The 25,469-nt window shown below is 63.3% G+C and carries 34 protein-coding genes; 32 read left to right on the top strand and 2 right to left on the bottom strand.

Features of this window, described 5'->3' with window-relative positions; all coding sequences use genetic code 11:
- Positions 1-46 precede the first annotated feature (46 nt).
- Positions 47-1,066, top strand: a complete 1,020-nt coding sequence (locus tag H8S47_RS15280; RefSeq protein WP_235982948.1) for an alpha/beta fold hydrolase — start codon at positions 47-49, stop codon at positions 1,064-1,066.
- Here the strand turns inward: H8S47_RS15280 and H8S47_RS15275 are convergent.
- The gene (locus tag H8S47_RS15275) at positions 1,056-2,330 is read right to left on the bottom strand and encodes a hypothetical protein (RefSeq protein ID WP_187504659.1); all 1,275 of its coding nucleotides are present in this window, start codon (positions 2,328-2,330) and stop codon (positions 1,056-1,058) included. The two genes, H8S47_RS15280 and H8S47_RS15275, sit on opposite strands and share 11 nt — an antisense overlap.
- A gap of 204 nt (positions 2,331-2,534) precedes the next feature.
- On the opposite strand from H8S47_RS15275, the gene rpsL reads away from it, so the two are divergent.
- From rpsL to H8S47_RS15250, 5 genes are all read left to right on the top strand, one after another.
- Positions 2,535-2,906 (top strand): 30S ribosomal protein S12, encoded by a 372-nt coding sequence (gene rpsL, locus H8S47_RS15270; RefSeq protein ID WP_010164594.1) that lies wholly within the window; start codon positions 2,535-2,537, stop codon positions 2,904-2,906.
- A gap of 134 nt (positions 2,907-3,040) precedes the next feature.
- A complete protein-coding gene (gene rpsG, locus H8S47_RS15265) occupies positions 3,041-3,511 on the top strand; it encodes a 30S ribosomal protein S7 (RefSeq protein WP_055872660.1) in 471 nt (156 codons plus the stop codon).
- Between the two features lie 123 nt (positions 3,512-3,634).
- Positions 3,635-5,731 (top strand): elongation factor G, encoded by a 2,097-nt coding sequence (gene fusA / locus H8S47_RS15260; protein WP_187504658.1) that lies wholly within the window; start codon positions 3,635-3,637, stop codon positions 5,729-5,731.
- Positions 5,732-5,944: 213 nt separating this feature from the next.
- Positions 5,945-7,138, top strand: a complete 1,194-nt coding sequence (tuf, locus tag H8S47_RS15255; RefSeq protein ID WP_031393767.1) for an elongation factor Tu — start codon at positions 5,945-5,947, stop codon at positions 7,136-7,138.
- 176 nt (positions 7,139-7,314) lie between these two features.
- A complete protein-coding gene (locus H8S47_RS15250; RefSeq protein ID WP_187504657.1) occupies positions 7,315-7,869 on the top strand; it encodes a hypothetical protein in 555 nt (184 codons plus the stop codon).
- A gap of 114 nt (positions 7,870-7,983) precedes the next feature.
- Here the strand turns inward: H8S47_RS15250 and H8S47_RS15245 are convergent, their stop codons facing one another.
- Positions 7,984-8,358, bottom strand: a complete 375-nt coding sequence (locus H8S47_RS15245; RefSeq protein ID WP_187504656.1) for an endonuclease domain-containing protein — start codon at positions 8,356-8,358, stop codon at positions 7,984-7,986.
- A 210-nt stretch (positions 8,359-8,568) separates the two neighbouring features.
- Between H8S47_RS15245 and rpsJ the strand changes: the two genes are divergently transcribed.
- The 26 genes from rpsJ (at position 8,569) to H8S47_RS15115 (ending at position 25,407) form a co-directional block, all read left to right on the top strand.
- Positions 8,569-8,877, top strand: coding sequence for a 30S ribosomal protein S10 (gene rpsJ / locus H8S47_RS15240; RefSeq protein WP_007406109.1), 309 nt, complete (start codon positions 8,569-8,571; stop codon positions 8,875-8,877).
- 288 nt (positions 8,878-9,165) lie between these two features.
- Complete coding sequence (gene rplC / locus H8S47_RS15235) at positions 9,166-9,912, top strand: 50S ribosomal protein L3 (protein WP_056060507.1); 747 nt, start codon at positions 9,166-9,168, stop codon at positions 9,910-9,912.
- Between the two features lie 2 nt (positions 9,913-9,914).
- Positions 9,915-10,541: a 50S ribosomal protein L4 gene (rplD, locus tag H8S47_RS15230; protein ID WP_056047616.1), complete on the top strand. Its 627-nt coding sequence runs from the start codon at positions 9,915-9,917 to the stop codon at positions 10,539-10,541.
- Entirely contained in the window at positions 10,534-10,848 is a 315-nt protein-coding gene (locus H8S47_RS15225; RefSeq protein ID WP_056047618.1) for a 50S ribosomal protein L23, read from the top strand. The genes rplD and H8S47_RS15225 overlap by 8 nt, the downstream gene beginning before the upstream one ends.
- Before the next feature lie 4 nt (positions 10,849-10,852).
- A complete protein-coding gene (gene rplB / locus H8S47_RS15220; protein WP_055872649.1) occupies positions 10,853-11,692 on the top strand; it encodes a 50S ribosomal protein L2 in 840 nt (279 codons plus the stop codon).
- 1 nt (position 11,693) lies between these two features.
- The gene (gene rpsS, locus H8S47_RS15215; RefSeq protein ID WP_031393761.1) at positions 11,694-11,969 is read left to right on the top strand and encodes a 30S ribosomal protein S19; all 276 of its coding nucleotides are present in this window, start codon (positions 11,694-11,696) and stop codon (positions 11,967-11,969) included.
- A complete protein-coding gene (gene rplV, locus H8S47_RS15210; protein ID WP_056047621.1) occupies positions 11,969-12,346 on the top strand; it encodes a 50S ribosomal protein L22 in 378 nt (125 codons plus the stop codon). The genes rpsS and rplV overlap by 1 nt, the downstream gene beginning before the upstream one ends.
- Complete coding sequence (gene rpsC / locus H8S47_RS15205) at positions 12,346-13,053, top strand: 30S ribosomal protein S3 (protein WP_055872646.1); 708 nt, start codon at positions 12,346-12,348, stop codon at positions 13,051-13,053. The genes rplV and rpsC overlap by 1 nt, the downstream gene beginning before the upstream one ends.
- 15 nt (positions 13,054-13,068) lie before the next feature.
- Entirely contained in the window at positions 13,069-13,503 is a 435-nt protein-coding gene (gene rplP / locus H8S47_RS15200) for a 50S ribosomal protein L16 (protein ID WP_031393758.1), read from the top strand.
- A gap of 4 nt (positions 13,504-13,507) precedes the next feature.
- Positions 13,508-13,714, top strand: a complete 207-nt coding sequence (gene rpmC / locus H8S47_RS15195; protein ID WP_055872644.1) for a 50S ribosomal protein L29 — start codon at positions 13,508-13,510, stop codon at positions 13,712-13,714.
- Positions 13,715-13,724: 10 nt separating this feature from the next.
- Complete coding sequence (gene rpsQ, locus H8S47_RS15190; protein ID WP_031393756.1) at positions 13,725-13,997, top strand: 30S ribosomal protein S17; 273 nt, start codon at positions 13,725-13,727, stop codon at positions 13,995-13,997.
- A gap of 236 nt (positions 13,998-14,233) precedes the next feature.
- Positions 14,234-14,602: a 50S ribosomal protein L14 gene (gene rplN, locus H8S47_RS15185; RefSeq protein WP_031393755.1), complete on the top strand. Its 369-nt coding sequence runs from the start codon at positions 14,234-14,236 to the stop codon at positions 14,600-14,602.
- Positions 14,602-14,919 carry a 50S ribosomal protein L24 gene (gene rplX / locus H8S47_RS15180; protein ID WP_056047623.1) on the top strand — a complete coding sequence of 106 codons (318 nt, stop codon included), beginning with the start codon at positions 14,602-14,604 and terminating at the stop codon, positions 14,917-14,919. Before rplN ends, rplX begins: the two co-directional genes overlap by 1 nt.
- Positions 14,920-14,968: 49 nt before the next feature.
- Positions 14,969-15,532: a 50S ribosomal protein L5 gene (gene rplE / locus H8S47_RS15175; RefSeq protein WP_082441396.1), complete on the top strand. Its 564-nt coding sequence runs from the start codon at positions 14,969-14,971 to the stop codon at positions 15,530-15,532.
- 128 nt (positions 15,533-15,660) lie between these two features.
- Positions 15,661-15,966: a 30S ribosomal protein S14 gene (rpsN, locus tag H8S47_RS15170; protein ID WP_056015537.1), complete on the top strand. Its 306-nt coding sequence runs from the start codon at positions 15,661-15,663 to the stop codon at positions 15,964-15,966.
- A gap of 10 nt (positions 15,967-15,976) precedes the next feature.
- Complete coding sequence (gene rpsH / locus H8S47_RS15165) at positions 15,977-16,372, top strand: 30S ribosomal protein S8 (protein WP_031393751.1); 396 nt, start codon at positions 15,977-15,979, stop codon at positions 16,370-16,372.
- Positions 16,372-16,905: a 50S ribosomal protein L6 gene (gene rplF / locus H8S47_RS15160; RefSeq protein WP_056047628.1), complete on the top strand. Its 534-nt coding sequence runs from the start codon at positions 16,372-16,374 to the stop codon at positions 16,903-16,905. Before rpsH ends, rplF begins: the two co-directional genes overlap by 1 nt.
- Complete coding sequence (gene rplR / locus H8S47_RS15155) at positions 16,905-17,261, top strand: 50S ribosomal protein L18 (RefSeq protein ID WP_031393749.1); 357 nt, start codon at positions 16,905-16,907, stop codon at positions 17,259-17,261. The genes rplF and rplR overlap by 1 nt, the downstream gene beginning before the upstream one ends.
- 3 nt (positions 17,262-17,264) lie before the next feature.
- Positions 17,265-18,059: a 30S ribosomal protein S5 gene (gene rpsE, locus H8S47_RS15150; protein WP_060524133.1), complete on the top strand. Its 795-nt coding sequence runs from the start codon at positions 17,265-17,267 to the stop codon at positions 18,057-18,059.
- A 6-nt stretch (positions 18,060-18,065) separates the two neighbouring features.
- The gene (rpmD, locus tag H8S47_RS15145) at positions 18,066-18,242 is read left to right on the top strand and encodes a 50S ribosomal protein L30 (protein WP_055872633.1); all 177 of its coding nucleotides are present in this window, start codon (positions 18,066-18,068) and stop codon (positions 18,240-18,242) included.
- Between the two features lie 120 nt (positions 18,243-18,362).
- Positions 18,363-18,905, top strand: a complete 543-nt coding sequence (gene rplO / locus H8S47_RS15140; protein ID WP_056047631.1) for a 50S ribosomal protein L15 — start codon at positions 18,363-18,365, stop codon at positions 18,903-18,905.
- A gap of 394 nt (positions 18,906-19,299) precedes the next feature.
- Positions 19,300-20,664: a preprotein translocase subunit SecY gene (gene secY / locus H8S47_RS15135; RefSeq protein WP_187504655.1), complete on the top strand. Its 1,365-nt coding sequence runs from the start codon at positions 19,300-19,302 to the stop codon at positions 20,662-20,664.
- 64 nt (positions 20,665-20,728) lie between these two features.
- Positions 20,729-21,379, top strand: coding sequence for an adenylate kinase (locus H8S47_RS15130; RefSeq protein WP_187504654.1), 651 nt, complete (start codon positions 20,729-20,731; stop codon positions 21,377-21,379).
- Positions 21,380-21,922: 543 nt separating this feature from the next.
- Positions 21,923-22,615 carry a winged helix-turn-helix domain-containing protein gene (locus H8S47_RS15125; protein ID WP_187504653.1) on the top strand — a complete coding sequence of 231 codons (693 nt, stop codon included), beginning with the start codon at positions 21,923-21,925 and terminating at the stop codon, positions 22,613-22,615.
- Between the two features lie 9 nt (positions 22,616-22,624).
- Positions 22,625-23,971 carry a sensor histidine kinase gene (locus H8S47_RS15120; protein ID WP_187504652.1) on the top strand — a complete coding sequence of 449 codons (1,347 nt, stop codon included), beginning with the start codon at positions 22,625-22,627 and terminating at the stop codon, positions 23,969-23,971.
- 176 nt (positions 23,972-24,147) lie between these two features.
- Positions 24,148-25,407, top strand: a complete 1,260-nt coding sequence (locus tag H8S47_RS15115; protein WP_187504651.1) for an MFS transporter — start codon at positions 24,148-24,150, stop codon at positions 25,405-25,407.
- Positions 25,408-25,469: the final 62 nt, after the last annotated feature.

The following is a 25,469-nucleotide window of genomic DNA, read 5'->3' as shown; positions in this document are numbered from 1 at the left end:
CCGTTAACCGTACGCCGTATCGTGGGATGTAGGAAAGCGTAATCGTATGCAGGCGGGATTGATGATGCTGGCGATGCCGATAGCGGCACTGCTCATGGGGGCGGCGCCGGTACCGCAGGTGCCCGACCTCGGGCCGCAGCTCGAACGCTTCACCTACCCGTGGCCGGTCCAGACGATGGAGGTCGATATCGTCGGCAGCCCTGCGCAGATGGCGTTCATGGACATCGCGCCACAGCGTCCCAATGGCCGCACCGTCGTCCTGCTCCACGGCAAGAATTTCTGCGGCGCGACCTGGGGCAGCACGGTGCGGGCGCTGAGCGAGGTCGGCTACCGCGTAATCGTTCCCGACCAGATCGGCTTCTGCAAATCGTCCAAGCCCCGCGCGGCGCAGTATAGTTTCGAGATGCTGGCGACGTTCACCAAGCGACTGCTCGAATCGCGCGGCATCACGCGGGCGACGATCGTCGGGCATTCGATGGGGGGCATGCTCGCGATGCGCTACGCTATTCTCTACCCGGCGTCGGTCGAGAAGCTGGTCCTCGTCAATCCGCTCGGCCTGAAGGATCGCGGCGAGGAGGGCGTGCCCTACACCGACGTCGACACGCTCTGGGCGGGGGAGAAGAGGACGAGCTACGCGTCGATCAAGGCGTATCAGCTCGAAAACTATTATCACGGTGTTTGGAAGCCGGCCTACGACCGTTGGGTCTGGATGCAGGCGGGGATGTACCAAGGGCCGGGCCGCGATACCGTCGCGCTCGCCCAGGCCAAGACCAGCGAGATGATCAAGACGCAGCCGGTCGCGCACGAACTCTACCGGATCACCCCGCCGACCACCCTCATCATCGGCACACTCGACAAGACCGCCTTCGGCCGCGCGCAGGCGCCGGCGAACCTGCGCAAGTCCTTGGAAGCGATCCCGGCGGTCGCACCGCGTGCGGTGAAGCAGATGCCGAATGCGAACCTCGTCATGCTCGAAGGTCTGGGCCACTCGCCGCAAGTCGAAGATCCCGCACGTTTCGAGAAGGCGCTGCTAACGGCTATCGCGACGTCGTCGGTCAGGCGCTAGCGCTGAAGACCTCGCCGCCGGTCGTGGCGGGGCGGGCGATGGCCGCGCGGGGAATGGGCGAGGATGTTTCCGCGGTTCGGTTGTCTATTGATCGGGTTGCAAGCTTCGCCGTCCGGCAGGTCGCGACGATCATGGCGACGGCGCCGAGCATAGAAAGCGCCTGCGTGTCGAACACATAGCCGAGGATCGCCAGGCTCGAGCCAATCTGTACGAGAGCAGCGATCGACCACCCCGCTCGATTTCGCATCGTTACCGCGAGTGCAAAGGCGAGAATATCGGCGAGGAAGAAATAACGCTCGTGCATGCGCGGCAATGTGCCGACCAGAAGCAATGGCGCCAACAGCGCCGCGGGCAGGATGAGATCCGGCCCGACTCGGCGTGAAGCTAGCCACGCGATGTACGCGACGCTTCCGCCGATCGCGATCGCCATGGCGAGGCCCTGTAAGGGGAGGTCCTGAAGGACGGGCAGGGCTTGCACGATGATCCAAGGATTTGGCGCGTTCAGCGAAAGCAGGTCGAAATGGCCTGTTTGGCGAACGTAGATCGTCAGCAGGTCGGCGATCGGCCAGCCCGCCGCCCAAGCCGGTAGTAAAGTTGCGAACGCGGTGGCGGGGGCGATGAGCCATAGATGCACGCCGACACGCCGGTTCAAGAGCAGTGCGATCACGAACGGCCCGAAGAATGCGGCCTGCAATTTGAACGCGATCGCCAGGCCAAGCCAGGCGAGCATCGACGCATGGCGGCGCTCGACGGCCATCGCCAACGCCATCACGCAAGCGGCAGCCCACATCGCGTCGCACTGTGCGAGCAAAGGGGCGTTGAGCAGCGTCGACGGCAGGATCAGGACCAGCGCTGCGGCGCGCTGGGGCGATGGTGCATCGAGCGCGCTGAAGAGGCGCCACAAGGCGCCCGCGAGCGAGGCGGTACCCAGCATCGATAGGAGCTTCAGTACCGTGAGGCCTGGCAGCACGGCACCTAGCGGGGTGACCAGCGCTAGCAAGTATAGATATGGCGGCGTATAGTTGCTGAAGGGGGTCGCAAACGCGTCGATGACGCCCGTCGAACGAATGTGGTCGAACCACGGGATCAGGAAGGTATCCACGTCCTCGGCCCGAAACGACCAAAGCGCGGCGTGCGCCAGTGCTGCGATCGCTAGTGTGAGGGCAACCGGAGGCAGTTGCCACGATGTTCGAGACAGGTGCATAGGCAGCGCATATGGCGACGACGGTTTCGGCCCGGTTAACTCCAGGGCTTGCGTGACCAAACCGATTCCGCCCCGTTGACCCCGAACCCGTCCTGACCTATAGGCGCGGCCTGTTCTTCGGGAGTCTTTCCCGCCGGGCATGCTTGAACATTGCTGGATGCATTCCAGGGCCTGAGGGGCGCGTCCGCGTTCCTATGGTCCTTTTTGTATTCTCAGGCGCCTCATGGCTCCAGCAAAGTAACCACTTGAAAGGTGAAGGCTTCAATGCCGACGATTAACCAGCTGGTCCGCAAGGGCCGCGATCCGCAGAAGGCCAAGTCCAAGGTCCCTGCGATGGAAGCAAATCCGCAGAAGCGTGGCGTTTGCACGCGCGTCTACACGACGACCCCGAAGAAGCCGAACTCGGCTCTGCGCAAGGTGGCCAAGGTTCGCCTGACCAACCAGCGCGAAGTCATCAGCTACATCCCGGGCGAGGGCCACAATCTTCAGGAGCATTCGGTTGTCCTGATCCGTGGCGGTCGTGTCCGCGATCTTCCTGGTGTTCGCTATCACGTCCTGCGCGGCGTGCTCGATACACAGGGTGTGAAGGACCGGCGTCAGTCGCGTTCCAAGTACGGCGCCAAGCGTCCGAAGTGATCATGCCGGGGGCATGATCATCCCGGAAAGATCGCTCTAGGCGGTCTTATCCGGGATCCACGCCTCGGAAGTTACGAAGCTTAGTAAGCCCCGGACGTGTTCCGGAACCGGCTGAAGTCTACAAGGAAATTGAAATGGCACGTCGTCGTCGTCCCGAAAAGCGGGTCATCCTGCCTGATCCCAAGTTCGGGGATGAGGTTCTGTCGAAGTTCATGAACAGCGTCATGCTGGACGGCAAGAAGTCCGTCGCAGAGCTGATCGTGTACGGTGCATTCGAAACCGTCGAGCAGCGCGCCAAGCGCGATCCGATCGGCGTTTTCCACGATGCGCTGAACAACGTGAAGCCGGGCATTGAAGTCCGTTCGCGTCGCGTCGGTGGTGCAACCTATCAGGTTCCCGTCGAAGTGCGTCCCGAGCGTGCACAGGCGCTGGCGATCCGCTGGCTGATCGGTGCGGCGCGTTCGCGCAGCGAGAACACGATGGCCGCACGGCTGTCGGGCGAGCTGATGGACGCCGCCAACAACCGTGGCAACGCGGTGAAGAAGCGTGAAGATACGCACCGGATGGCGGAAGCCAACCGTGCATTCTCGCACTACCGCTGGTAAAAGCGGGCTTCGAAGACTAGCATTGGTAACCGCGTGACGGGCGGTCTTTCGCCTGTAACGCAAACACCTATATATTGGGGAGCCGGCACGTTCGGCTCCCCATATCCTTAAGGAAGCACGATCATGGCCCGCAGCCATCCGCTCGACCGTTACCGCAACATCGGCATCATGGCGCACATCGACGCCGGCAAAACGACGACGACCGAGCGCATCCTTTATTACACCGGCAAGTCCTACAAGATCGGCGAAGTGCACGAAGGCACCGCGACGATGGACTGGATGGAGCAGGAGCAGGAGCGCGGGATCACGATCACGTCGGCTGCAACCACCTGCAAGTGGCGCGCCGAAGAAGGTAAGGGCGAAGAGCACCTTATCAACATCATCGATACGCCTGGGCACGTCGACTTCACGATCGAAGTCGAGCGTTCGCTTCGCGTGCTCGACGGTGCGGTCGCGTGCTTCGACGGCGTTGCCGGTGTCGAGCCGCAGTCCGAGACCGTGTGGCGTCAGGCCGACAAGTACGGCGTGCCGCGCATGTGCTTCGTCAACAAGCTCGACCGCACCGGTGCCGATTTCTACTTCTGCGTCGACTCGATCATCGAGCGTCTCGGCGCGCGTCCGGCCGTGCTATATCTTCCGATCGGCATGGAAGGCGGCTTCAAGGGCCTCGTCGATCTCGTCGAGAACCGCGCGATCATCTGGCTCGAAGAGAGCCTGGGCGCGAAGTTCGAATATGCCGAGATCCCCGAGGACATGGCCGACAAGGCTGCGAAGTATCGCAGCGAGCTGATCGAGATGGCCGTCGAGCAGGACGATGCTCTGATGGAAGCGTATCTCGAGGGCAACGAGCCTAGCGTCGCCGACCTCAAGAAGCTGATCCGCAAGGGTACGCTGAGCATGGCGTTCGTGCCGGTCGTTTGCGGCTCGGCGTTCAAGAACAAGGGCGTTCAGCCCCTGCTCGACGCCGTCGTCGACTATCTGCCTTCGCCGCTCGACGTTCCCGCGATCCAGGGTCTGAAGCTCGACGGCGTCACGCCGGACGAGCGTCCTTCGTCGGACGATGTGCCGTTCTCGGCACTGGCGTTCAAGATCATGAACGATCCGTTCGTCGGTACGCTGACCTTCGCCCGCATCTACTCGGGCAAGCTGGAGACCGCATCGCAGGTCACCAACTCGGTCAAGGACAAGAAGGAAAAGGTCGGCCGCATGCTGCTGATGCATGCGAACAGCCGTGAGGACATCCAGGAGGCATTCGCTGGCGACATCGTCGCTCTCGCGGGTCTGAAGGATACCACGACCGGTGACACGCTCTGCGCGATGAACGCACCGATCATCCTCGAGCGGATGGAATTCCCCGAGCCCGTGATCGAGCTGTCGGTGGAGCCGAAGACCAAGGCCGACCAGGAGAAGATGGGCGTCGCGCTCAATCGTCTCGCACGCGAGGATCCTTCGTTCCGCGTGTCGTCGGACCCCGAATCGGGCCAGACCATCATCAAGGGCATGGGCGAGCTCCATCTCGAGATCCTGGTCGATCGCATGAAGCGTGAGTTCAAGGTCGAGGCGAACGTCGGCGCTCCTCAGGTCGCATATCGCGAATATCTGAAGAAGCCGGTCGACGTCGACTACACGCACAAGAAGCAGTCGGGCGGTACCGGCCAGTTCGGTCGCGTGAAGGTGAAGGTCACGCCGGGCGAGCGCGGTTCGGGCATCACGTTCAAGGACGAGATCAAGGGCGGCAACATTCCGAAGGAATATCTGCCTGCGATCGAGAAGGGCTTCCGTGAAACCGCTGCGTCGGGCTCGCTGGTCGGCTTCCCGATCATCGATTTCGAGATCGTGCTGTATGACGGCGCGTATCACGACGTCGACTCGTCGGCACTGGCGTTCGAAATCTGTGCCCGTGGCGCGATGCGCGAAGTGGCACAGAAGTCGGGCATCACCCTGCTCGAGCCGGTCATGAAGGTCGAGGTCGTCACCCCGGAGGATTATCTGGGCGACGTCATCGGCGACATGAACAGCCGTCGTGGCCAGATCCAGGGCACCGACAGCCGCGGCAACGCGCAGACGGTCGAGGCGATGGTCCCGCTGGCCAACATGTTCGGCTATGTGAACTCGCTTCGCTCGTTCACACAGGGTCGCGCTCAGTACTCGATGCAGTTCTCGCACTATGACGAAGTGCCGCAGAATGTTGCTGACGAGGTGAAGGCTAAGCTGGCGTAAGCCCGAGGCGCACCGAGCCAGGTTTTCCTGGCTCGGAGACGCCGAAAGGCCGGCCGGCTTCGGTCAGCGACCGAAGTTCGACGACGCGGAATTTACTTCCGCGTCGGCCTCTCCCTAAGCAGGGGCTGGCGCAACGCTTTAACAGCCGCTATTGGGCCGCGTTCGCGCGGTTCCCGGGGTGGCACCGGAATACGAATCAGAAGGTAGGAAACAATGGCCAAGGCAAAATTTGAGCGGAACAAGCCGCATCTCAACATCGGCACCATCGGTCACGTCGATCATGGCAAGACGTCGCTCACCGCTGCGATCACGAAGGTTCTGGCAGAGACGACCGGCGGTACCGCCGTCGACTTCGCCAACATCGACAAGGCTCCCGAGGAGCGCGAGCGCGGCATCACGATCTCGACCGCACACGTCGAGTACGAGACGGCCAACCGTCACTATGCGCACGTCGATTGCCCGGGTCACGCCGATTATGTGAAGAACATGATCACCGGCGCGGCCCAGATGGACGGCGCGATCCTCGTCGTTTCGGCGACCGATGGCCCGATGCCACAGACCCGTGAGCACATCCTGCTCGCACGCCAGGTCGGCGTGCCCGCAATGGTCGTGTTCATGAACAAGGTCGATCTGGTCGACGACGAGGAAATCCTCGAGCTGGTCGAGATGGAAATCCGCGAGCTGCTCAGCTCGTACGACTTCCCGGGCGACGACATCCCCGTCATCAAGGGTTCGGCGACCTGCGCACTGTCGGGTTCGAACCAGAAGCTCGGCGCCGACGCCGTCACCGAGCTGATGCAGGCCGTCGACGACTACATCCCGCAGCCTGAGCGTCCGCTCGACAAGCCGTTCATGATGCCGATCGAGGACGTGTTCTCGATCTCGGGTCGTGGTACGGTCGTCACCGGCCGCGTCGAGACCGGCATCGTCAAGGTCGGCGAGGAAGTCGAGATCGTCGGCATCCACCCGACCGTCCGCAAGACCACGGTCACGGGCGTCGAGATGTTCCGCAAGCTGCTCGACCAGGGTCAGGCTGGCGATAACGTCGGCGCGCTGATCCGCGGCGTTGCACGTGACGAAGTCGAGCGTGGCCAGGTGCTCTGCAAGCCAGGCACGATCAAGCCGCACACCGACTTCAACTCGGAAGTGTACGTGCTGTCGAAGGAAGAGGGTGGCCGTCACACGCCGTTCTTCGCCAACTACCGCCCGCAGTTCTACTTCCGTACGACGGACGTGACCGGCACCGTCGAGCTGCCTGAGGGTACCGAGATGGTCATGCCAGGCGACAACGTGTCGCTCGGCATCAAGCTGATCGCACCGATCGCCATGGACGTGGGCCAGCGCTTCACGATCCGCGAAGGCGGCCGTACCGTCGGTGCAGGCGTCGTGAGCCAGATCGACAAGTAAGCATCCTCTCTTTCGGGAGATGATCGAAAAGAGCCCGGCTTCTCGCGAGAGAGGCCGGGCTTTTTCGTGTTTGGAGGGTGTGGTGCTGGATCAACGCTGTCCGCCATCACACTACTACTTATATGACGTCTCGGTCAGGTTGCCGGATAGCGTCCGTCCCGGAGTGTTACGCTCTGATGCGTCGCTTGCAGGCCACGCTAGCTCAGGAAGAACACGATATGCTGCGTGATGCCGACTATGCAGATATCGGACGATTCATAATTACGATTGCCTCAGCGGAAAGCGTGACTGCCAAATTATGGTGGCATCAGTCATTTTTGGCGGGTGTCACGCTTACCACCGAGAAGGTGCAGCGGACGCCGATGGTCGATAAGCTTGCAAGGCTTCGAGATTTAGTAGCTCGCGACGGATCCCGTCTGGATCAACAATTGACCGGTCTTCGAAACGGCTTCTCGCGCGTCGTCGAGCCCCGTCATACTCTCGTGCATGGGTTCACCAGTGAGGCCGGGCTGCATCCTTCGGCAATCAATATACGGAACGATCATCAAGTTTGGATGCGAGACCTGCCGCAACTTCTGCTGTGGGCGGACTACCTTTGTAGGCTTGCTATCCAAGCCTATAGCGACGCCACGCGTGGTATCTACGAAGCTGAGCAAGACCTGCCACCGCTTGAGCCAATTATCGCCAGTCCCGAGATTCTTGCGACGAGTCCCTCACCGTCGATACTGTGAGTGATGCGATAGCCACTTAGCACAAGGGGGAGCCAATGGGGGCGAGCCAGCAACTTACAATCCTCCCCCGCTAGGGGGAGGTGGCGCCGGAGGCGTCGGAGGGGGAGGGGGCGATTAGCTCTCGATGGTGGTTCGGCGTTGGAGTGCGATGGACGTGATCTGGCGGACGACGTCGTCTAGGTTTGCCAGCATTTCTCGGGCTGGGTAGCGGAGGACTTGGATGTTTTGGGCGACTAGCCAGGCGTCGCGGGTTGCGTCTCTTTCGGGGCGGTTGCCGTGGTTGTGGGCTTCGCCGTCGACCTCGATCGCGAGTCGGGCTGGGGCGCAGTAGAAGTCTAGGACGTAGGGTCCGGCTGCGTATTGCTTTCGGAAGCGGAGGCCTTCTTCGTTGGCTCGCAACGCTAACCAGAGGGCGATCTCCGGTGGGCTCATCTGCTTTCGCAGGCGCTTGGCTTTGGTGTGACCTTGTAGGGATCCTTCGAGCCGCATCACTTTCCTCCCCCTCCGTCACGCTTCGCGTGCCACCTCCCCCTGGCGGGGGAGGATCGATGGGTAGCATGGTGTTCGACAGATCGAGCCGGAAAACCCGCAACCCCCGGTTGCATTTCAACCGACTCTCCCGTAATGGCCCGCCTTCGGTTTAAACATCAACCAGCAAGAGCCCGGAAACGGGCCCGCTCTTTCGCATCGGTAGGGACTATGGACAGCAATATCCGCATTCGTCTGAAGGCGTTCGATCACCGTGTGCTCGATCAGGCCACCGGCGACATCGCCGACACCGCACGCCGCACCGGCGCGCTCATCCGCGGTCCGATTCCCCTTCCGACGCGCATCGAAAAGTTCACCGTGAACCGCGGCCCGCACATCGACAAGAAGTCGCGCGAGCAGTTCGAGGTGCGCACGTACAAGCGTATGCTGGATATCGTCCAGCCGACGCCGCAGACGGTCGATGCGCTCATGAAGCTGGACCTCGCAGCAGGGGTGGACGTAGAGATCAAGCTGGCCTAAGGGCTGGCGCGGGGGGGTCGACCAGCAATGGGCCCGCGCCGCTCTACATTGGGATACCGCCGTCGGTGAAAACCGACGGGGCAGCGTCCCCCGTCACGCTTCCGCATTTGCAGAGGCACCAGCCCGGGACGGGGGCACGTTTCGTATTTACCGGGTTGAACCGACTCCATTCAGGGCTTTTGCCGGGGATGGGGTCAGGTGGACGCATCATGGAGCTCGCTCCGGACATGGTCCGCAAGCCCCCGAGGAATAGTCCGACGGGGCCTCTGTCTAGGAAGGGACAAGATCATGCGTACTGGCGTGATCGCGAAGAAGATGGGGATGACCCGCCTGTTCCAGGAAGATGGTCGGCACGTGCCGGTCACCGTTCTGGCACTCGAAGGCAATCAGGTCGTTTCCGTTCGCGAAATGGATCGTGACGGCTACACTGCCGTCCAGCTTGGTGCAGGTGTCGCCAAGTCGAAGAATGTCGCAAAGCCGCAGCGCGGCCATTTCGGCAAGGCCGAAGTGGAGCCCAAGGCTGTCGTCCATGAGTTCCGCGTGAACGCAGACGGCCTGCTCGACGTCGGCGCCGAGATTTCGGCCGACCACTACGTCGCAGGTCAGATCGTCGATATCCAGGGCAAGACCCAGGGTAAGGGCTTCCAGGGCGGCATGAAGCGTTGGGGCTTCGGCGGTCTGCGGGCAACCCACGGCGTGTCGGTCTCGCACCGTTCGCTCGGTTCGACCGGTCAGCGCCAGGATCCAGGCAAGGTCTTCAAGAACAAGAAGATGGCCGGCCACATGGGCGACAAGTATCGCACCCAGCAGAACCTCGAGATCGTATCGACGGACGTCGAGCGTGGTCTCCTGTTCGTCAAGGGTTCGGTTCCTGGCTCCAAGGGCGGCTGGCTCTTCGTCAAGGACTCGGTGAAGGTCGCGCGCCACGCCGACGCACCGTTCCCCGCCGGTCTCAAGACCGCAAACAGCAACACCGCAGCAGACACGCCGGCCGAAACGACCGACGCACCTGCAGCCGACGGCCAGGAGGGCTGAGCGTGAAGATCAAGGTTTCATCTTTCGCCGGCACTGACGCAGCGGACATCGAGCTCAACGACGAGGTCTTCGGCCTCGATCCGCGCGCCGACATCCTGCACCGTGTCGTCACCTGGCAGCTCGAGAAGCGTCGCGAGACGGCTCGTGGTACCCGTGAGCGCGCAGACGTCGCACGCACCGGCAAGAAGTTCGGTCGCCAGAAGGGCGGCGGTACGGCTCGTCACGGCGATCGTCGCGCCCCTGTGTTCATCGGTGGTGGTAAGGCACACGGCGCCCGCGTCCGTGACTTCAACCCGTCGCTGAACAAGAAGGTTCGCTCGCTCGGCCTGCGGATGGCTCTGAGCAGCCACGCCAAGGCGGGTTCGCTGGTCATCATGGACAGCCTGGCTGTCGAGGGTGGCAAGACCAAGACGCTGCAGGGCGATCTCGCAAAGCTCGGCTTCGGCAAGCGTGCGCTGGTCATCGACGGCGACATGGTCGACACCAGCTTCGCATTCGCTGCGGGCAACCTGTACGAAGTGAACGTGATGCCGGCTGCCGGCGCGAACGTTTACGACATCCTGAAGCATGACACGCTGGTGCTGACGCGCGCCGCTGTCGAAAAGCTGGAGGCGCGCTTCCATGGCTAAGAAGCAGAAGGCGGGCATCGATAATCGTCATTACGACGTTATCCTGGCCCCGCACATCACCGAGAAGACGACGACCCTGTCGGAGTTCAACGCGGTTGTGTTCAAGGTATCGAACGATGCCACGAAGCCCGAGATCAAGGCGGCCGTTGAGGCGCTGTTCGACGTGAACGTCGTCGGCGTGAACACGCTCGTCCAGAAGGGCAAGACCAAGAAGTGGAAGGGCACGAACTACTCGCGCTCCGACATGAAAAAGGCAATCGTGACGTTGAAGGACGGTCAGTCCATCGACGTGACGACGGGGATCTGAGGCCATGGCACTCAAGCATTATAATCCGACATCGCCGGCACGCCGCGGTCTCATCCTGGTCGACAAGTCGTCGCTCTGGAAGGGTCGCCCCGTCAAGGCGCTGACCGAAGGTAAGCACAAGACCGGCGGTCGTAACAACAAGGGCCATGTGACCTCGCGCGGCATCGCCGGCGGTCACAAGCAGAAGTACCGCTACATCGACTTCAAGCGTCGCAAGTGGGACGTCGAAGGCACCGTCGAGCGGATCGAGTATGATCCCAACCGCACCGCGTTCATCGCCCTGGTCAAGTACCCGGACGAGGAACTCGCCTACATCCTGGCGCCACAGCGTCTGGCGGTCGGCGACAAGGTTCTCGCGGCCAAGAAGACCGACGTGAAGCCAGGCAATGCCATGGAACTCGGTCAGATGCCGGTCGGCACCATCGTCCACAACGTGGAGATGAAGCCGATGAAGGGTGGCCAGATCGCCCGTTCGGCCGGCACGTACGTGCAGGTCGTCGGTCGCGACAAGGGCATGGTGATGGTCCGCCTGAACTCGGGCGAGCAGCGCTACATCCGCAGCGATTGCATGGCGACGGTTGGCGCGGTCTCGAACCCCGACAACCAGAACCAGAACCTGGGCAAGGCAGGCCGTTCGCGCTGGATGGGCATCCGTCCTCTGACGCGCGGCGTCGCCAAGAACCCGGTCGACCATCCGCATGGCGGTGGTGAAGGCCGTACCTCGGGTGGCCGTCATCCGGTTACGCCTTGGGGCAAGCCGACGAAGGGTGCGCGCACGCGTCATAACAAGTCGACCGACAAGATGATCATCCGGTCGCGTCATTCGACGAAGAGGAAGGGCTAACATGGCTCGTTCAGTCTGGAAGGGCCCCTTCGTGGACCTTCATCTGCTCAAGAAGGCAGAAACCGCCCAGGACACCAACGCGCGTTCGCCGATCAAGACCTGGTCGCGTCGCTCGACGATCCTGCCGTCGTTCGTGGGTCTCACGTTCAACGTCTATAACGGCCGCAAGTTCGTGCCCGTCTCGGTCAACGAAGACATGGTCGGCATGAAGCTCGGTGAGTTCGCGCCCACGCGCTACTTCCCCGGCCACTCCGCCGACAAGAAGGGCAAGCGCTGATGTCTAAGCAAGTCAGCCCGCGCAAGGTCGCGGACAACGAGGCGCTTTCGGTCGGTACGCAGATCCGTGGTTCCGCGCAGAAGCTCGGCCTCGTGGCTGCGCTGATCCGTGGCAAGAAGGTCGGCGATGCGATGAACATCCTCGCCTTCTCGACCAAGGGCATGGCGATCGAAGCGCGCAAGGTGCTGGCCTCGGCCATCGCCAACGCCGAGAACAACCATAACCTCGACGTCGACGCCCTCGTCGTCGCCGAGGCTTCGGTCGGCAAGTCGATCACGATGAAGCGCTTCGCTACCCGCGGCCGCGGCAAGTCGACCCGCATTCTCAAGCCATTCAGCCGTCTGCGCATCGTCGTGCGCGAGCAGGAAGAAGCATAATGGGTCAGAAGAGCAACCCCATCGGTCTGCGTCTGCAGATCAACCGTACCTGGGATAGCCGCTGGTACGCCGAAGGCGCCGACTATGGTCGGCTCCTGCTCGAGGATCTCAAGATCCGCGCATTCATCATGAAGACGCTGCCGCAGGCCGCGATCTCCAAGGTGGTCATCGAGCGTCCGGCCAAGCTAGCCCGCATCTCCATCTTCGCTGCACGCCCCGGCGTGATCATCGGCAAGAAGGGTGCGGACATCGAGAAGCTGCGTTCGACGATCGGCAAGATGACGTCGTCGACCGTGTCGCTGAACATCGTCGAGATCCGCAAGCCGGAAGTCGATGCGCGTCTCGTCGCGCAGGGCATCGCCGATCAGCTCGAGCGTCGTATCGCCTTCCGTCGCGCCATGAAGCGTGCGGTCCAGTCGGCGATGCGTCTCGGTGCCGAGGGCATCCGGGTGAACTGCGGCGGCCGTCTTGGCGGCGCCGAGATCGCACGGTCGGAGAGCTATCGTGAGGGTCGGGTTCCGTTGCACACGCTGCGCGCGAACATCGATTATGCCGAGGCTACGGCGCACACGTCCTACGGCGTTTGCGGCGTGAAGGTCTGGGTCTTCAAGGGCGAGATTCTCGGCAACGATCCGACGTCGTACGACCGCATCATGATGGAGGCTCAAACCTCCGGCGTGCGGCCGCAGCGCGACGATCGTCGCTAAGGGGCAGGAACAGACATGCTGCAACCAAAAAAGACCAAGTTCCGGAAGGCCTTCAAGGGCAAGATTTCGGGCGACGCCAAGAGTGGCTTCTCGCTCAATTTCGGCTCTTACGGCCTCAAGGCGATGGAACCCGACCGGATCACCGCACGCCAGATCGAGGCGGCCCGCCGCGCGATCACGCGTCACATGAAGCGCCAGGGGCGTTTGTGGATCCGCATTTTCCCAGACCTTCCGGTCTCGGGAAAGCCAGCCGAAGTCCGCATGGGTAAGGGCAAGGGTGCGCCGGAATACTGGGCCGCTCGCGTCAAGCCGGGTCGGATCCTGTTCGAGCTCGACGGCGTCGACGGCAAGATCGCCGCCGAGGCGTTCGAGCGGGCGGCCATGAAGCTGCCGATCAAGGTAAAGGTCGTTGCCCGCTTGGGCGACACCTCGCATCTGGGAGGCGAGTAAGATCATGGCTCGTATCGACGACATGAAGACCAAGAGCGACGACCAGCTGTCGGAGTCGCTTGGCGAACTGAAGCGCGAGCAGTTCAACCTGCGCTTCCAGGCCGCCACGAACCAGCTCGAAAAGCCGAGCCGCGTTCGTGAGGTCCGCCGCGACATCGCTCGCATCAAGACCCTGCAGGCTCAGCGCACCAGCGCTGAAGCCGCGAAGTAAGGAACGTATCATGCCGAAGCGCGTGCTGACCGGTCTGGTCGTGTCCGACAAGGGCGACAAGACGGTGGTCGTGAACGTCGAGCGTAAGGTGAAGCACCCGCTCTACGGGAAGATCATCCGTCGCTCGAAGAAGTATCATGCTCATGACGAGAGCAACGAGTTCAAGCAGGGCGAGACCGTGCGGATCGAAGAGACCGCACCGATCTCCAAGCTGAAGACCTGGAAGGTGATCGAGCGGGTCAACACCCACGCGACGCCGGAGCGGGCTTCGGCCGAGGGCTGAACTTTCAAACGTACGTCACCCCAGCGAAAGCTGGGGTCTCGTGCGGCAGGGACGGACTTCGTTACCGGGATATCCCAGCTTTCGCTGGGATGACGGTAGCGAGATCGTTCTTGTGAAATACGAGTGGAACGGCTAAGCGACCGCTCCTCCCCGTTGCGGTTCGTCCGCGGCGGGGTGATTTTTTAGGCGGGGTTCGGTCGGTATCGACCCCAGAGACAGAGAAGGGATACGGATCCATGATCCAGATGCAGTCCAATCTCGACGTCGCTGACAACAGCGGCGCGAAGCGGGTGCAGTGCATCAAGGTGCTTGGGGGTTCCAAGCGTCGTGTTGCAGGCGTTGGCGACATCATCGTCGTCAGCATCAAGGAAGCGCAGCCACGTGGCCGTGTGAAGAAGGGCGACGTTCACCGCGCGGTGATCGTGCGTACCGCCAAGGATATCCGTCGTGCAGACGGTACGGTCATCCGCTTCGACGGCAATGCCGCGGTGCTGGTCAACAAGAACGAGGAGCCGATCGGCACCCGTATCTTCGGCCCAGTCGTTCGCGAGCTGCGCGGTAAGAAGCACATGAAGATCATCAGCCTCGCGCCGGAGGTGCTGTAATGGCGTCGCAGCGTATCAAGAAGGGTGACAAGGTCATCGTCCTGTCCGGCAAGGACAAGGGCAAGACCGGTGAAGTCACCGTCTCCATGCCGAAGACCGACAAGGTCGTCGTATCGGGCGTCAACATCGCCGTGCGCCACACCAAGCCGACTCAGGGTGACCCGCAGGGTGGCCTGATCCGCAAGGAAGCACCGATGCACGTTTCGAAGGTCGCGCACGTGACCGCCGACGGCAAGCCGACCCGCGTCCGCTTCGAGGAGCAGGACGGCAAGAAGGTCCGCGTCGCCGTCAAGACCGGGGAGAAGATCAATGGTTGATCAGAACACTGGCGAGCAAGCCGGCACCGAGGCCGTCTACGTTGCGCGGATGCGCAAGCTGTACGACGAGACGATCATCAAGGCGATGACCGAGAAGTTCGGTTACAAGAACGTCATGGAGATCCCGCGGCTCGACAAGATCGTGCTGAACATGGGCGTCGGCGAAGCCACACAGGACAAGAAGAAGGTCGACCAGGCTGCTTCCGAAATGGAGCTGATCGCCGGCCAGAAGCCTGTCGTGACGAAGGCCAAGAAGTCGATCGCGCAGTTCAAGCTGCGTGAAGGCATGCCGATCGGCGTGAAGGTCACCCTTCGCCGCGAGCGCATGTACGAGTTTCTCGACCGTTTCATCACGATCGCTCTTCCCCGCGTCCGCGATTTCCGCGGGCTCAACCCGAAGAGCTTCGATGGCCGTGGCAATTACGCCTGCGGTATCAAGGAGCAGATCGTGTTCCCAGAAATCAGCTATGACCGGGTCGACAAGGTCCGCGGCATGGATGTGATCGTGACGACGACCGCAAAGACCGACGACGAGGCTCGCGAGCTTCTGCGTCTGTTCGGTTTCCCGTTCCCGATCGAAGACGACGCTGCCGACGAGAAGAAGGCAGCTTAATCTAAGTCCCCCTCCCGCTTGCGGGAGGGGTCAGGGGAGGGGCCTCGCGCCTAACAGGCGTTGGTCCTTCCCTCCCCCAACCCCTCCCGCAAGCGGGAGGGGCGCTAGCAAAGAAAGAACTTAAGTCGATGGCGAAACTGAGTTCAGTCAACAAGAACGAGCGCCGCAAGCGCATGGTCAAGCAGTATGCCCCGAAGTACGCGGCACTGAAGGCGATCGCAGCGGACAAGACGCTCGACGATGGTGAGCGTCTGATCGCTCGCCTCAAGATGGCGGCACTGCCGCGCAACGCGAACCCGACCCGCATCCGGAACCGGTGCGAGCTGACCGGTCGCCCGCGCGCGTATTACCGCAAGTTCCGGCTCTGCCGTATTCAGCTGCGCGATCTGGCCAACAAGGGCCTCATCCCCGGCGTCACGAAGTCGAGCTGGTAAGGACTAAATCATGGCAGTGACCGATCCCCTGGGTGATTTGCTCACCCGTATCCGTAATGGCCAGCGCGCGAAGAAGGACTCCGTCCTCACGCCGGCGTCGAAGCTGCGCGTCCGCGTGCTCGACGTTCTGCAGCGCGAAGGCTATATCCGTGGCTATAGCGAAGAGCAGATGGGCCCCGCGGCCGGCCTTCGCATCGAGCTGAAGTATTTCGAGGGCCAGCCTGCGATCAAGCATGTCGCGCGCGTCTCGAAGCCCGGCCGTCGCGTCTATTCCGGCTCGCAGGAACTCCCGCGCGTTCGTAACGGCCTCGGCATCACCATCGTCTCGACGCCCCGCGGCGTGCTCTCGGATTCCGAAGCACGCGAGCAGAACGTCGGCGGCGAAGTCCTCGCGGAGGTGTTCTGATGAGCCGCATTGGTAAGAAGCCGGTCACCGTACCGGCGGGCATCACGCCGACCATCGAGAACAAGCAGCTGACGATGAAGGGCCCCAAGGGTACCCTCAAGATGCCGCTTCGCGACGAGATCAGCTACACGATCGAAGACGGCGGCATTTCGGTGCAGCCGGCCAACGACACCAAGCGCGCGCGCGCGTTCTGGGGCATGCAGCGGACCATGGTGCAGAACCTGGTCACCGGCGTGTCGGAAGGCTTCACCAAGAAGCTGCTGATCACCGGTGTCGGCTATCGTGCCGCGGCGCAGGGTCGCAACCTCAAGCTGCAGCTTGGCTACAGCCACGACGTCAACATCGACGTGCCGGAGGGGATCGAAGTCAAGACCCCCGACAACACGACGATCGAGATCTCGGGTTCGGACAAGCAGATGGTCGGTCAGCTGGCCGCGGAAATTCGTCAGTGGCGCAAGCCTGAGCCTTACAAGGGCAAGGGCATCAAGTACGACGGCGAGTTCATCTTCCGCAAGGAAGGGAAGAAGAAGTAATGACCAAGGGACTTTCTCTTTTCGCCAAGCGGCGTCGCCGCAACCGTACCGCGCTCCGCGCACGTGCAGGCACCCGTCCGCGGTTGTCGGTGCATCGCTCGGGCAAGCACATCTATGCCCAGGTGATCGACGATGCCGCCGGCACGACGGTCGCATCGGCCTCGACGCTGGAGAAGGACGTGCGCGGCACGTCCGGCGCCAACATCGACGCGGCGACTTCGGTCGGCAAGCGCGTCGCCGAGGCTGCCAAGGCAGCGGGCGTGACCCAGGTCGTGTTCGATCGCGGCGGCTTCCTCTACCACGGTCGCGTGAAGGCTCTTGCCGATGCCGCGCGCGAAGCCGGATTGGAGTTCTAAGACATGGCTGACGAAAACAACACGCCGGCAGTAATCGCTCCCGAGACGACCGCACAGGACGTCACGGCTCAGAACGTTCCGCAGAGCACTGGCTACCAGGGCAACAACGGTGGCGGTCGCGGTCGCGGTGGTCCCGGTGGCGGCGGCGGCGGTGGTCGTGGTGGCCCCGGTGGCAACCGCAGCGGGGGCCCAGGCGGCAACCGCGGTGGTCGTGACGGCGGTCGCGGTCGCGACAATCGTGGCGGTCGTCCGGGTGCGGACGATGGCGGCGAAGAGCTGATCGAGAAGCTGGTGCACATCAACCGCGTCTCGAAGACGGTTAAGGGCGGTAAGCGCTTCGGCTTTGCAGCACTCGTCGTCGTCGGCGACGGCAAGGGTCGTGCAGGCTTCGGTCATGGCAAGGCGCGCGAAGTGCCGGAAGCCATCTCGAAAGCGACGGCTGCTGCCAAGAAGAAGATGGTTCGCGTTCCGTTGAAGGACGGTCGCACGCTGCATCATGACGGCAACGGTCACTTCGGTGCCGGCAAGGTCACGCTGCGGTCGGCGCCTCAGGGTACGGGTATCATCGCCGGTGGCCCGATGCGCGCAGTCTTCGAATCGCTGGGCGTTGCGGACGTTGTGACCAAGTCGGTCGGCACGTCGAACCCCTACAACATGATCCGCGCCACGTTCGAGGCCCTGGGCGAGCAGACCTCGCCCAAGGCCGTCGCACAGCGTCGCGGCAAGAAGATCGCCGACCTGCTCGGCCATGGTGGTTCGAAGACCGCCGAGGCCGATGCAGCTGCGATCACGGAGTAAGCGATCATGGCAACCATCAAGATCACGCAGACCGGTTCGCCGATCCGCCGCGAGAAGGACCAGCGCGCAACGCTGATCGGTCTCGGTCTCAACAAGATGCACAAGACCCGCGAGCTGGAAGACAGCCCAGAGGTCCGCGGCATGATCCGCAAGGTGCAGCACATGGTATCCGTCGAAGGCTGAGCCTTCACGCTACCTAGTGACAAATACCGGGAAGGGGGCTAACGGCCCCCTTCCTTATTTCCGGATTCGAACCCGGCGATTTCAAACCAGCGCGTAACAAGCGAAAGCGAGTGCATTACCATGAAGCTCAACGAACTCCGCGATAACGAAGGTGCCCGTAAGTCCAAGATGCGCGTCGGACGCGGCATCGGCTCGGGCAAGGGCAAGACCGCAGGCCGCGGCCAGAAGGGCCAGAAGAGCCGCGAGGGCGTGTCCATCGCCGGCTTCGAAGGCGGCCAGATGCCACTGCACATGCGTCTGCCTAAGCGCGGCTTCAACAACATCTTCCGCAAGGACTTCGCAGAGGTCAACCTCGGCGCGATCCAGCTCGCGGTCGACGCCGGCAAGATTGAGGCTAACGCCACGCTCGACCACGACGCGCTGAAGGCCGCTGGCCTGGCACGCGGCGGCAAGGACGGCGTCCGCCTCCTCGCCAAGGGCGAGCTGACCACGGTCCTCTCGTTCACCGTCGACGGCGCGTCGAAGGGCGCGATCGAAGCGGTCGAGAAGATCGGCGGCAAGGTCGAGGTGATCCACTTCGTCCCCGCAGCCGAGAAGGCTGCCGCCAAGAAGGGCGTGAAGTACAAGGAGCGTGCGGCGCACAAGGCGTCGTTCAAGGCCTGACTTTGATGGGGGAGGGGGTGCCGAGTGCGCTCCCTCCCTTTTCGTTTGTGGCGTCTGAGACGCTCCGCCGCGGCAACCCTCACCATCTCTCCCCATCCCGTTCGTGCCGAGTAGAAGTCGAGCGCAGTCGAGAACTCGTATCGAGGTACAAGACCCGAGCGGGCCAGTCCTTCGATACGCCGTCTCGACAAGCTCGACGTCTACTCGGGACGAACGGAATGGGTTAATTGGTCCGGGTGCGACCGATGTGGCAGGGTAAATCAGTGGACGAGGTGGTTCCGCCATCTATCCATATCCGCCTTAGCCATTAGACAAGCGCGCCCGTGCGCCTATATGAGCGGCGGGGGCGGTCACAACGCATCCCGCCTTCTTTGTTTCCAGGACGATCACACGCATGGCATCCGCAGCCGACCAGATGGCGCAAAGCATCAGCCTTTCGAAATTCGCGAAGGCGACCGACCTCAAGAAGCGGTTGTGGTTCACGATCGGTGCGCTGATCATTTTCCGCCTGCTCAGCTATGTCCCGCTGCCGGGTGTCGACCCGACCGCGCTCGGCCTGCTCTCGCAGCAGACGCAGGGCGGCGTGCTCGATTTCTTCAACACCTTCTCGGGTGGTTCGCTCAGCCGCATGTCGCTGATCGCGCTCGGCGTGATGCCCTACATCACCGCTTCGATCGTGGTGCAGCTCGCGACTTCGCTGTCGCCGACGCTCGCCGCCATCAAGAAGGACGGCGAATCGGGCCGCAAGCGCCTTAACCAGTACACGCGTTACGGCACCGTCGGCCTGACCGCGGTGCAGGGCTATTTCATCGCCGTCGGCCTTGAGACGCTTGGTGCAGCACAAGGCATCCAGGCGGTCATAGAGCCCGGCATGATGTTCCGCGTCGCCGCGGTCATCTCGCTGATCGGTGGTACGATGTTCCTGATGTGGCTCGGCGAGCAGATCACCAGCCGCGGTATCGGCAACGGCGTCTCGCTGATCATCATGGCCGGCATCGTCGCGCATCTGCCCGTCACGCTCGTCAACCTGCTCGAAGGCGGCCGCTCGGGCTCGCTCGATCCGATCAAGGTGATCGGCATCGTCGTCGCGGTAGTCGTGCTGATCCTCTTCATCTGCTTCATGGAGCGCGCGCAGCGCCGCATCCTGATCCAGTATCCCAAGCGCCAGACTCAGCGCGGTATGCAGGCCGATCGCAGCCATCTGCCGCTGAAGATCAACACCGCGGGCGTCATCCCGCCGATCTTCGCGTCGTCGCTGCTGCTGATGCCGCTGACGATCTCGCAGTTCGCCGGACAGCGCGTTGCAGGCGAGTCGAAGTGGGGTGACTTCATCATCACCCTCAACCAGTACCTGCAGCACGGCTCGCCCGTGTACATGCTGCTGTACGGCGCCGGCATCATCTTCTTCTCGTTCTTCTACACCGCGGTCGTCTTCAACCCCGAGGAAACCGCCGACAATCTGAAGCGCAATGGCGGGTTCATTCCCGGCATCCGCCCGGGCAAGAACACCGAGAATTACTTCGACTACGTGCTGACGCGCATCACCGTGATCGGTGCGGCGTATCTGACGATCATCTGCCTGTTGCCCGAATATCTGGTGACCGCGTTGCAGATCCCGTTCTACCTCGGTGGCACGAGCCTGCTGATCGTCGTCAACGTGACGATGGACACGGTGACGCAGATCCAGTCGCACCTGCTGGCGCACCAGTATGGCGACCTGATCAAGAAAGCGAAGCTCAAGGGCAATCGACTTCGTTAAGCTGCGGGCCTAACCAAAGGCTTGGGCGTGTAAGTATCCTGCACGAACGAGGGGAGTGCGTTTCGTGAATATTATCCTTCTTGGACCACCTGGCGCGGGTAAGGGCACCCAGGCCGCCACGCTCGTCAGCGAGCGCGGCATGGTGCAGCTTTCGACCGGCGACATGCTGCGCGCAGCGGTCGCCGCCGGAACGCCGGTCGGCCTCCAGGCGAAGTCCGTGATGGAGTCCGGCGGTCTCGTGTCTGATGAGATTGTGTCAGGCATAATCGGCGAACGTCTCGACCAGCCCGACACCGCGAACGGCGTCATCTTCGACGGCTATCCGCGGACAGCCGCGCAGGCAGAAGCGCTCGACGGTCTGCTCGCCGATCGTGGTCGCACGCTCGACTACGTGATCGAACTCGGCGTCGACGAAGCCGCGCTGATCGACCGGGTGGTCGGCCGCTACACCTGTGCCAAGTGCGGCACGGGCTATCACGATCGCTACAAGAAGCCGGTCGTGGCGGGCGTCTGCGACGTCTGCGGCTCGACAGAGTTCAAGCGTCGTCCCGACGACAACGCGGAGACGGTCCACAACCGCATGGCCGAATACCGCGCGAAGACCGCGCCGATCCTGCCGATCTACGATGCTCGGGGGCTGGTGCATCGCGTCGACGGCATGGCGGATATCGCGCATGTCGGATCGGCGATCGCCGCGATCCTCGACGGTAAGTAAGCGTGTTCCCCCGCGAAGGCGGGGGAACAGACTTGGCCCCGGCCTTCGCGGGGGGTACAAGATGGCGGGTACGACGACCTTACCCTTGGTTTCTTCCCACTTCATCGCACGCACTCCGATCGTCGGCTGCCCCCCTTTCCGTCATCCCGGCGAACGCCGGGACCCACGGATACGGTGGACCAGGCGATAGCGTACAACCACCACCCATTCCGCAACCATGGGTCCCGGCGTTCGCCGGATGACGGGGGTGTATTCGGAACGCATGCTTGATCTTTGCACCCCGGTTCACGGTGCGTGCGGCGTTGCGAGCGACTCCAACCACCAACATGACGAAATTGTCACCTCTCGGTCATCGCCCTGACCCCCACCCGATCCTAGAAGCAACCCGTGGTCCGCAACGGCTGCATGAGTTTCCAGAGATCGGTGCCCGTCACTCCCGGGGGTACCGTGGGGGCCGGCGGGAAGATTTCTTTCCGCCGGCCTTTCCGTTTATGAGGGCAGGAGATAGTGACCCAATTCGGTGGCAGGGAAGGTGATAGCGCGTTGAGCCGCAAGATTCTGATCGTCGAGGACGACGCCTCGACATCCGCCTATCTTGCCAAGGGCTTGGCCGAGGCCGGCCATGCCATCGAGGTCTGCGCCGATGGCCGTGACGGCCTGTTCCTCGCCAGCGAAGGCATCTTCGATCTCATCATCGCGGACCGGATGCTGCCCGGCCTGGACGGCCTTTCGATGGTCAGCGCGATTCGCGCGGCCGGCATTGCTACCCCCGTCCTGATCCTGTCCGCGCTCGCCGCCGTCGACGACCGGGTCGATGGTCTTAAGGCCGGCGCGGACGATTATCTCTGCAAGCCGTTTTCGTTCGCCGAGCTCTCCGCACGGATCGAGGCCATGCTTCGTCGCTCCGACCGTGCTGCCACCGAGCCGCAAAAGACCAAGCTCTCCGTCGGCGATCTCGAAATCGACCTTCTCGCCCGCGCTGTGTCGCGTGCCGGCCGCTCGATCCCGCTCGGCGCACGCGAGTTCAACCTGCTCGAATTCCTTGCCCGCCACGCAGGGCAGGTCGTCACCCGCACGATGATGCTCGAGAAGATCTGGAACTACCATTTTGATCCGGGTTCGAACGTGGTTGACGTCCATATCGGTCGCCTCCGCCGCAAGCTCGAGGATGGCTTCCCCACGCCGATCCTGCATACGGTGCGCGGGGCAGGATACCGGCTCGCCGTCGAAGGCTGATCCGAGGTGGTGATCCGCCTTTCGGTCACGGCGCGGATCGCACTGCTTTCGATCGCGCTGGCGTTGGTCTCCAACCTCGCGCTGGTCGGCTTCGTCTGGAAGACGACCAGCGCCGACGCGATCGACGCGATCCGGCGCGAAACGACCGAACAGTCCGAAGCCCTGCGCGCGGTATGGCGCAGCGGCGGACTGATCGCGGTTCGGCAGGCGATCGACAGCGCGGTCGTTCCCGGCGACGTATCGCTGGTGCTGGCCGTGATCGACCCAAAGGGCCGCGCGGTCGTCGGCATCTCGCCTGCGCGTCTGGCGGTCCCCCTCCGCGTGACGCAGTTCCGGATCGCGCGGCTCGGCTCCGACGAACTCTGGTCCGCACGGGAGACCGGCTATGCGCTCCACCCTCTCGGCGATTACTGGCTGCTCACCGGCCGCAATCTCGACCTGATCGCGGCCGAGGAACGCGCAATCGAGCGGGCGCTCGCCGTCGCCGTCTTCCTGTCGCTGGCGCTCGGCGTGATCGGCGGGCTGGTCCTGACGCGCTACGTCAGTCGTCGGCTCGACGGCATCGCCAAGGCGATCGAGGCGGCAGGCGAGGGCGATCTCTCGCGGCGCGTGGACATGATCGCTGGCGGTGGAGACGCGTTCGATCGCCTTGCCGCACGGCTCAACGTCATGCTCGGGAAACTGGAAGGCGTGATGGCCGAGCTGCGGATCGTCACCGACAGCCTCGCACACGACCTGCGCTCGCCGCTAGCCCGCCTGCGCACCAAGACCGAACAGGCGGTGCTGATCGCCGATCCCGATGCGCGCGAGGCTGCGCTCGGCGGGCTACTCGTCGAGACCGATCTCGTCATGCGGATGCTGACGATGGTGATCGAGATCAGCCGCTCGGGTTCGGTCTCGCGCGATCGTTTCATCGAGGTATCGCCCGCGAACTTGCTCGAAGAGATCGGCGAGCTTTACGCGCCCGTCGCGGAGGATGCCGGGCTGGTCTTCACGATCGCGGTCGACGATCGCCCGCCGCCGATGAAGCTGCACCGCGAACTGATCAGCCAGGCGATCACCAATTTGATCGACAACGCGCTCCGTCACGGCGCGGGGGGCGGCGAGGTCACGCTGCGGATCGTCCATCGCACCGATGGCGTGGCGATCCAGGTCGAGGATCGCGGCCCGGGCATCGCTGCCGCTGACCGAGCGCAGGCGTTGAAGCGCTTCGGGCGGTTGGACAGCGCGCGATCCACCCCCGGTGCGGGCCTCGGCATGGCGCTGATCGAGGCTGTCGCGCGGCTGCACGACGGCCATTTCGAACTCGCCGACAATGCGCCGGGGCTGATCGCCAGGATCGTCCTGCCTCTCTGATCCTCCCCCGCTAGGGGGAGGTGGCGCGAAGCGACGGAGGGGGAGGACACGGAACGAGCGTTACCTCTTTCCTCCCCCTCCGTCTGGCAAGCGCCAGCCACCTCCCCCTGGCGGGGCAGGATCGTCGAGCCTCGCAATCGGTTGACCGAACTCCCCTCTGCAGCGATGCCGTACTCATGACGACCTTAGCCTCAAACCGCCGCATCCTCGCCGCCAGCCTGGTCGGCACCGCGGTCGAGTTCTACGATTTCTACATCTACGCGACCGCCGCGGCGCTCGTGTTCGGTCCGCTGTTTTTCTCGGGCCAGTCCGACTCAGCGCAGTTGCTGCTCAGCTACGCGACGTTTGGGCTCGCCTTCGTCGCGCGGCCGGTGGGCGCGATCGTGTTCGGGCATTTCGGCGACCGCGTCGGGCGCAAGTCCACGCTCGTCGCCTCGCTGTTGCTGATGGGTGGATCGACCGTCGGGATCGCGTTCCTGCCAACCTATGCGCAGGTCGGCTGGATCGCGCCCGCGCTGCTCTGCCTGATGCGGCTGGGGCAAGGGCTAGGCCTTGGCGGCGAATGGGGCGGGGCGGCGCTGCTCGCTGTCGAGAACGCGCCGCCGCACCGCAAGAACACCTGGGGCATGTTCCCGCCGCTCGGCGCGCCGGTCGGGTTCCTCGCCGCCAACGGCCTGTTCCTGTTGATCGGCCTCGTCCTCGACGATGCGCAGTTCCTGGCCTGGGGCTGGCGGATTCCGTTCTTGCTGAGCGCGATCCTTGTCGGGCTCGGCCTGTGGGTGCGCCTGAAGCTGACCGAGACGCCCGCGTTCCTCGAAGCCGAGGCGACCGAGGCGCTCCCCAAGGTGCCGATCGCAACGCTGTTGACCCAGCACCTCCGCGCGACGCTCGAGGGCACGTTCGGTGTCATCGCGTGCTTCGCTTTGTTCTACCTCGCGACCGCCTTCGCGCTCGGCTACGGCACCAAGACGCTCGGCTATTCGCGCGAGGCGTTTCTCGCAGTCGAACTGGTCGCGATCTGGTTTCTCGCAGGCGGCGTGATCGTCGCGAGCGTGCTGGCGGACCGGCATTCCGCGGCACAGATGCTCGCGATCGGATTTGCTGGCTGCATCGGCGTCGGTGCGCTGATGGGGCCGATGCTGGGCTCGGGATCGCTATTCACGGTGTGGCTGTGGCTGTCGGGCGCGCTGTTCGTGATGGGGTTCGCCTACGGACCGCTCGGCGGGTGGCTGCCGAGCCTGTTCCCGGCGGGGGTGCGCTACACCGGCGTGTCGATGACGTTCAACCTGGGCGGCGTGCTCGGCGGGGCGCTCGCGCCGATCGTGGCGGAGGCTCTCGCGCCGCGCGGGTTGTGGCTGGTCGGCGGGTATCTGATGGCGGCAGGTGCTCTGAGCCTCGGTGGGCTGCTGATCCTCGGTCGTACTCCGCAGAACTAGTATGTTCTCCCGCGAAGGCGGGAGCCCAGTCTGGGTCCCCGCCGTCGCGGGGGGTGCATCTA

The organism is Sphingomonas albertensis, from assembly GCF_014358075.1.
Taxonomy (GTDB): domain Bacteria; phylum Pseudomonadota; class Alphaproteobacteria; order Sphingomonadales; family Sphingomonadaceae; genus Sphingomonas; species Sphingomonas albertensis.
The sequence above is the reverse complement of the archived record's forward strand: the minus strand, read 5'-3'. Positions and strand labels throughout refer to the sequence as shown.

What these genes read in the sequence shown, in the direction of transcription:
- rplC (WP_056060507.1), top strand. Translation starts at nt 9,166, where the DNA reads ATGCGTACTGGCGTGATCGCGAAGAAGATGGGGATGACCCGCCTGTTC.
- fusA (WP_187504658.1), top strand. Translation starts at nt 3,635, where the DNA reads ATGGCCCGCAGCCATCCGCTCGACCGTTACCGCAACATCGGCATCATG.
- rplB (WP_055872649.1), top strand. Translation starts at nt 10,853, where the DNA reads ATGGCACTCAAGCATTATAATCCGACATCGCCGGCACGCCGCGGTCTC.
- secY (WP_187504655.1), top strand. Translation starts at nt 19,300, where the DNA reads ATGGCATCCGCAGCCGACCAGATGGCGCAAAGCATCAGCCTTTCGAAA.
- rplE (WP_082441396.1), top strand. Translation starts at nt 14,969, where the DNA reads ATGCGCAAGCTGTACGACGAGACGATCATCAAGGCGATGACCGAGAAG.
- rplO (WP_056047631.1), top strand. Translation starts at nt 18,363, where the DNA reads ATGAAGCTCAACGAACTCCGCGATAACGAAGGTGCCCGTAAGTCCAAG.
- H8S47_RS15225 (WP_056047618.1), top strand. Translation starts at nt 10,534, where the DNA reads ATGGCTAAGAAGCAGAAGGCGGGCATCGATAATCGTCATTACGACGTT.
- rpsN (WP_056015537.1), top strand. Translation starts at nt 15,661, where the DNA reads ATGGCGAAACTGAGTTCAGTCAACAAGAACGAGCGCCGCAAGCGCATG.
- rplF (WP_056047628.1), top strand. Translation starts at nt 16,372, where the DNA reads ATGAGCCGCATTGGTAAGAAGCCGGTCACCGTACCGGCGGGCATCACG.
- rpsH (WP_031393751.1), top strand. Translation starts at nt 15,977, where the DNA reads ATGGCAGTGACCGATCCCCTGGGTGATTTGCTCACCCGTATCCGTAAT.
- rpsQ (WP_031393756.1), top strand. Translation starts at nt 13,725, where the DNA reads ATGCCGAAGCGCGTGCTGACCGGTCTGGTCGTGTCCGACAAGGGCGAC.
- H8S47_RS15245 (WP_187504656.1), bottom strand. Translation starts at nt 8,358, where the DNA reads ATGCGGCTCGAAGGATCCCTACAAGGTCACACCAAAGCCAAGCGCCTG.
- H8S47_RS15250 (WP_187504657.1), top strand. Translation starts at nt 7,315, where the DNA reads ATGCGTCGCTTGCAGGCCACGCTAGCTCAGGAAGAACACGATATGCTG.
- rpsC (WP_055872646.1), top strand. Translation starts at nt 12,346, where the DNA reads ATGGGTCAGAAGAGCAACCCCATCGGTCTGCGTCTGCAGATCAACCGT.
- rplR (WP_031393749.1), top strand. Translation starts at nt 16,905, where the DNA reads ATGACCAAGGGACTTTCTCTTTTCGCCAAGCGGCGTCGCCGCAACCGT.
- tuf (WP_031393767.1), top strand. Translation starts at nt 5,945, where the DNA reads ATGGCCAAGGCAAAATTTGAGCGGAACAAGCCGCATCTCAACATCGGC.
- H8S47_RS15280 (WP_235982948.1), top strand. Translation starts at nt 47, where the DNA reads ATGCAGGCGGGATTGATGATGCTGGCGATGCCGATAGCGGCACTGCTC.
- rpsE (WP_060524133.1), top strand. Translation starts at nt 17,265, where the DNA reads ATGGCTGACGAAAACAACACGCCGGCAGTAATCGCTCCCGAGACGACC.
- rpmC (WP_055872644.1), top strand. Translation starts at nt 13,508, where the DNA reads ATGGCTCGTATCGACGACATGAAGACCAAGAGCGACGACCAGCTGTCG.
- rpmD (WP_055872633.1), top strand. Translation starts at nt 18,066, where the DNA reads ATGGCAACCATCAAGATCACGCAGACCGGTTCGCCGATCCGCCGCGAG.
- rplX (WP_056047623.1), top strand. Translation starts at nt 14,602, where the DNA reads ATGGCGTCGCAGCGTATCAAGAAGGGTGACAAGGTCATCGTCCTGTCC.
- H8S47_RS15115 (WP_187504651.1), top strand. Translation starts at nt 24,148, where the DNA reads ATGACGACCTTAGCCTCAAACCGCCGCATCCTCGCCGCCAGCCTGGTC.
- rplP (WP_031393758.1), top strand. Translation starts at nt 13,069, where the DNA reads ATGCTGCAACCAAAAAAGACCAAGTTCCGGAAGGCCTTCAAGGGCAAG.
- rplN (WP_031393755.1), top strand. Translation starts at nt 14,234, where the DNA reads ATGATCCAGATGCAGTCCAATCTCGACGTCGCTGACAACAGCGGCGCG.
- rplV (WP_056047621.1), top strand. Translation starts at nt 11,969, where the DNA reads ATGTCTAAGCAAGTCAGCCCGCGCAAGGTCGCGGACAACGAGGCGCTT.
- rpsG (WP_055872660.1), top strand. Translation starts at nt 3,041, where the DNA reads ATGGCACGTCGTCGTCGTCCCGAAAAGCGGGTCATCCTGCCTGATCCC.
- rpsS (WP_031393761.1), top strand. Translation starts at nt 11,694, where the DNA reads ATGGCTCGTTCAGTCTGGAAGGGCCCCTTCGTGGACCTTCATCTGCTC.
- rpsJ (WP_007406109.1), top strand. Translation starts at nt 8,569, where the DNA reads ATGGACAGCAATATCCGCATTCGTCTGAAGGCGTTCGATCACCGTGTG.
- rpsL (WP_010164594.1), top strand. Translation starts at nt 2,535, where the DNA reads ATGCCGACGATTAACCAGCTGGTCCGCAAGGGCCGCGATCCGCAGAAG.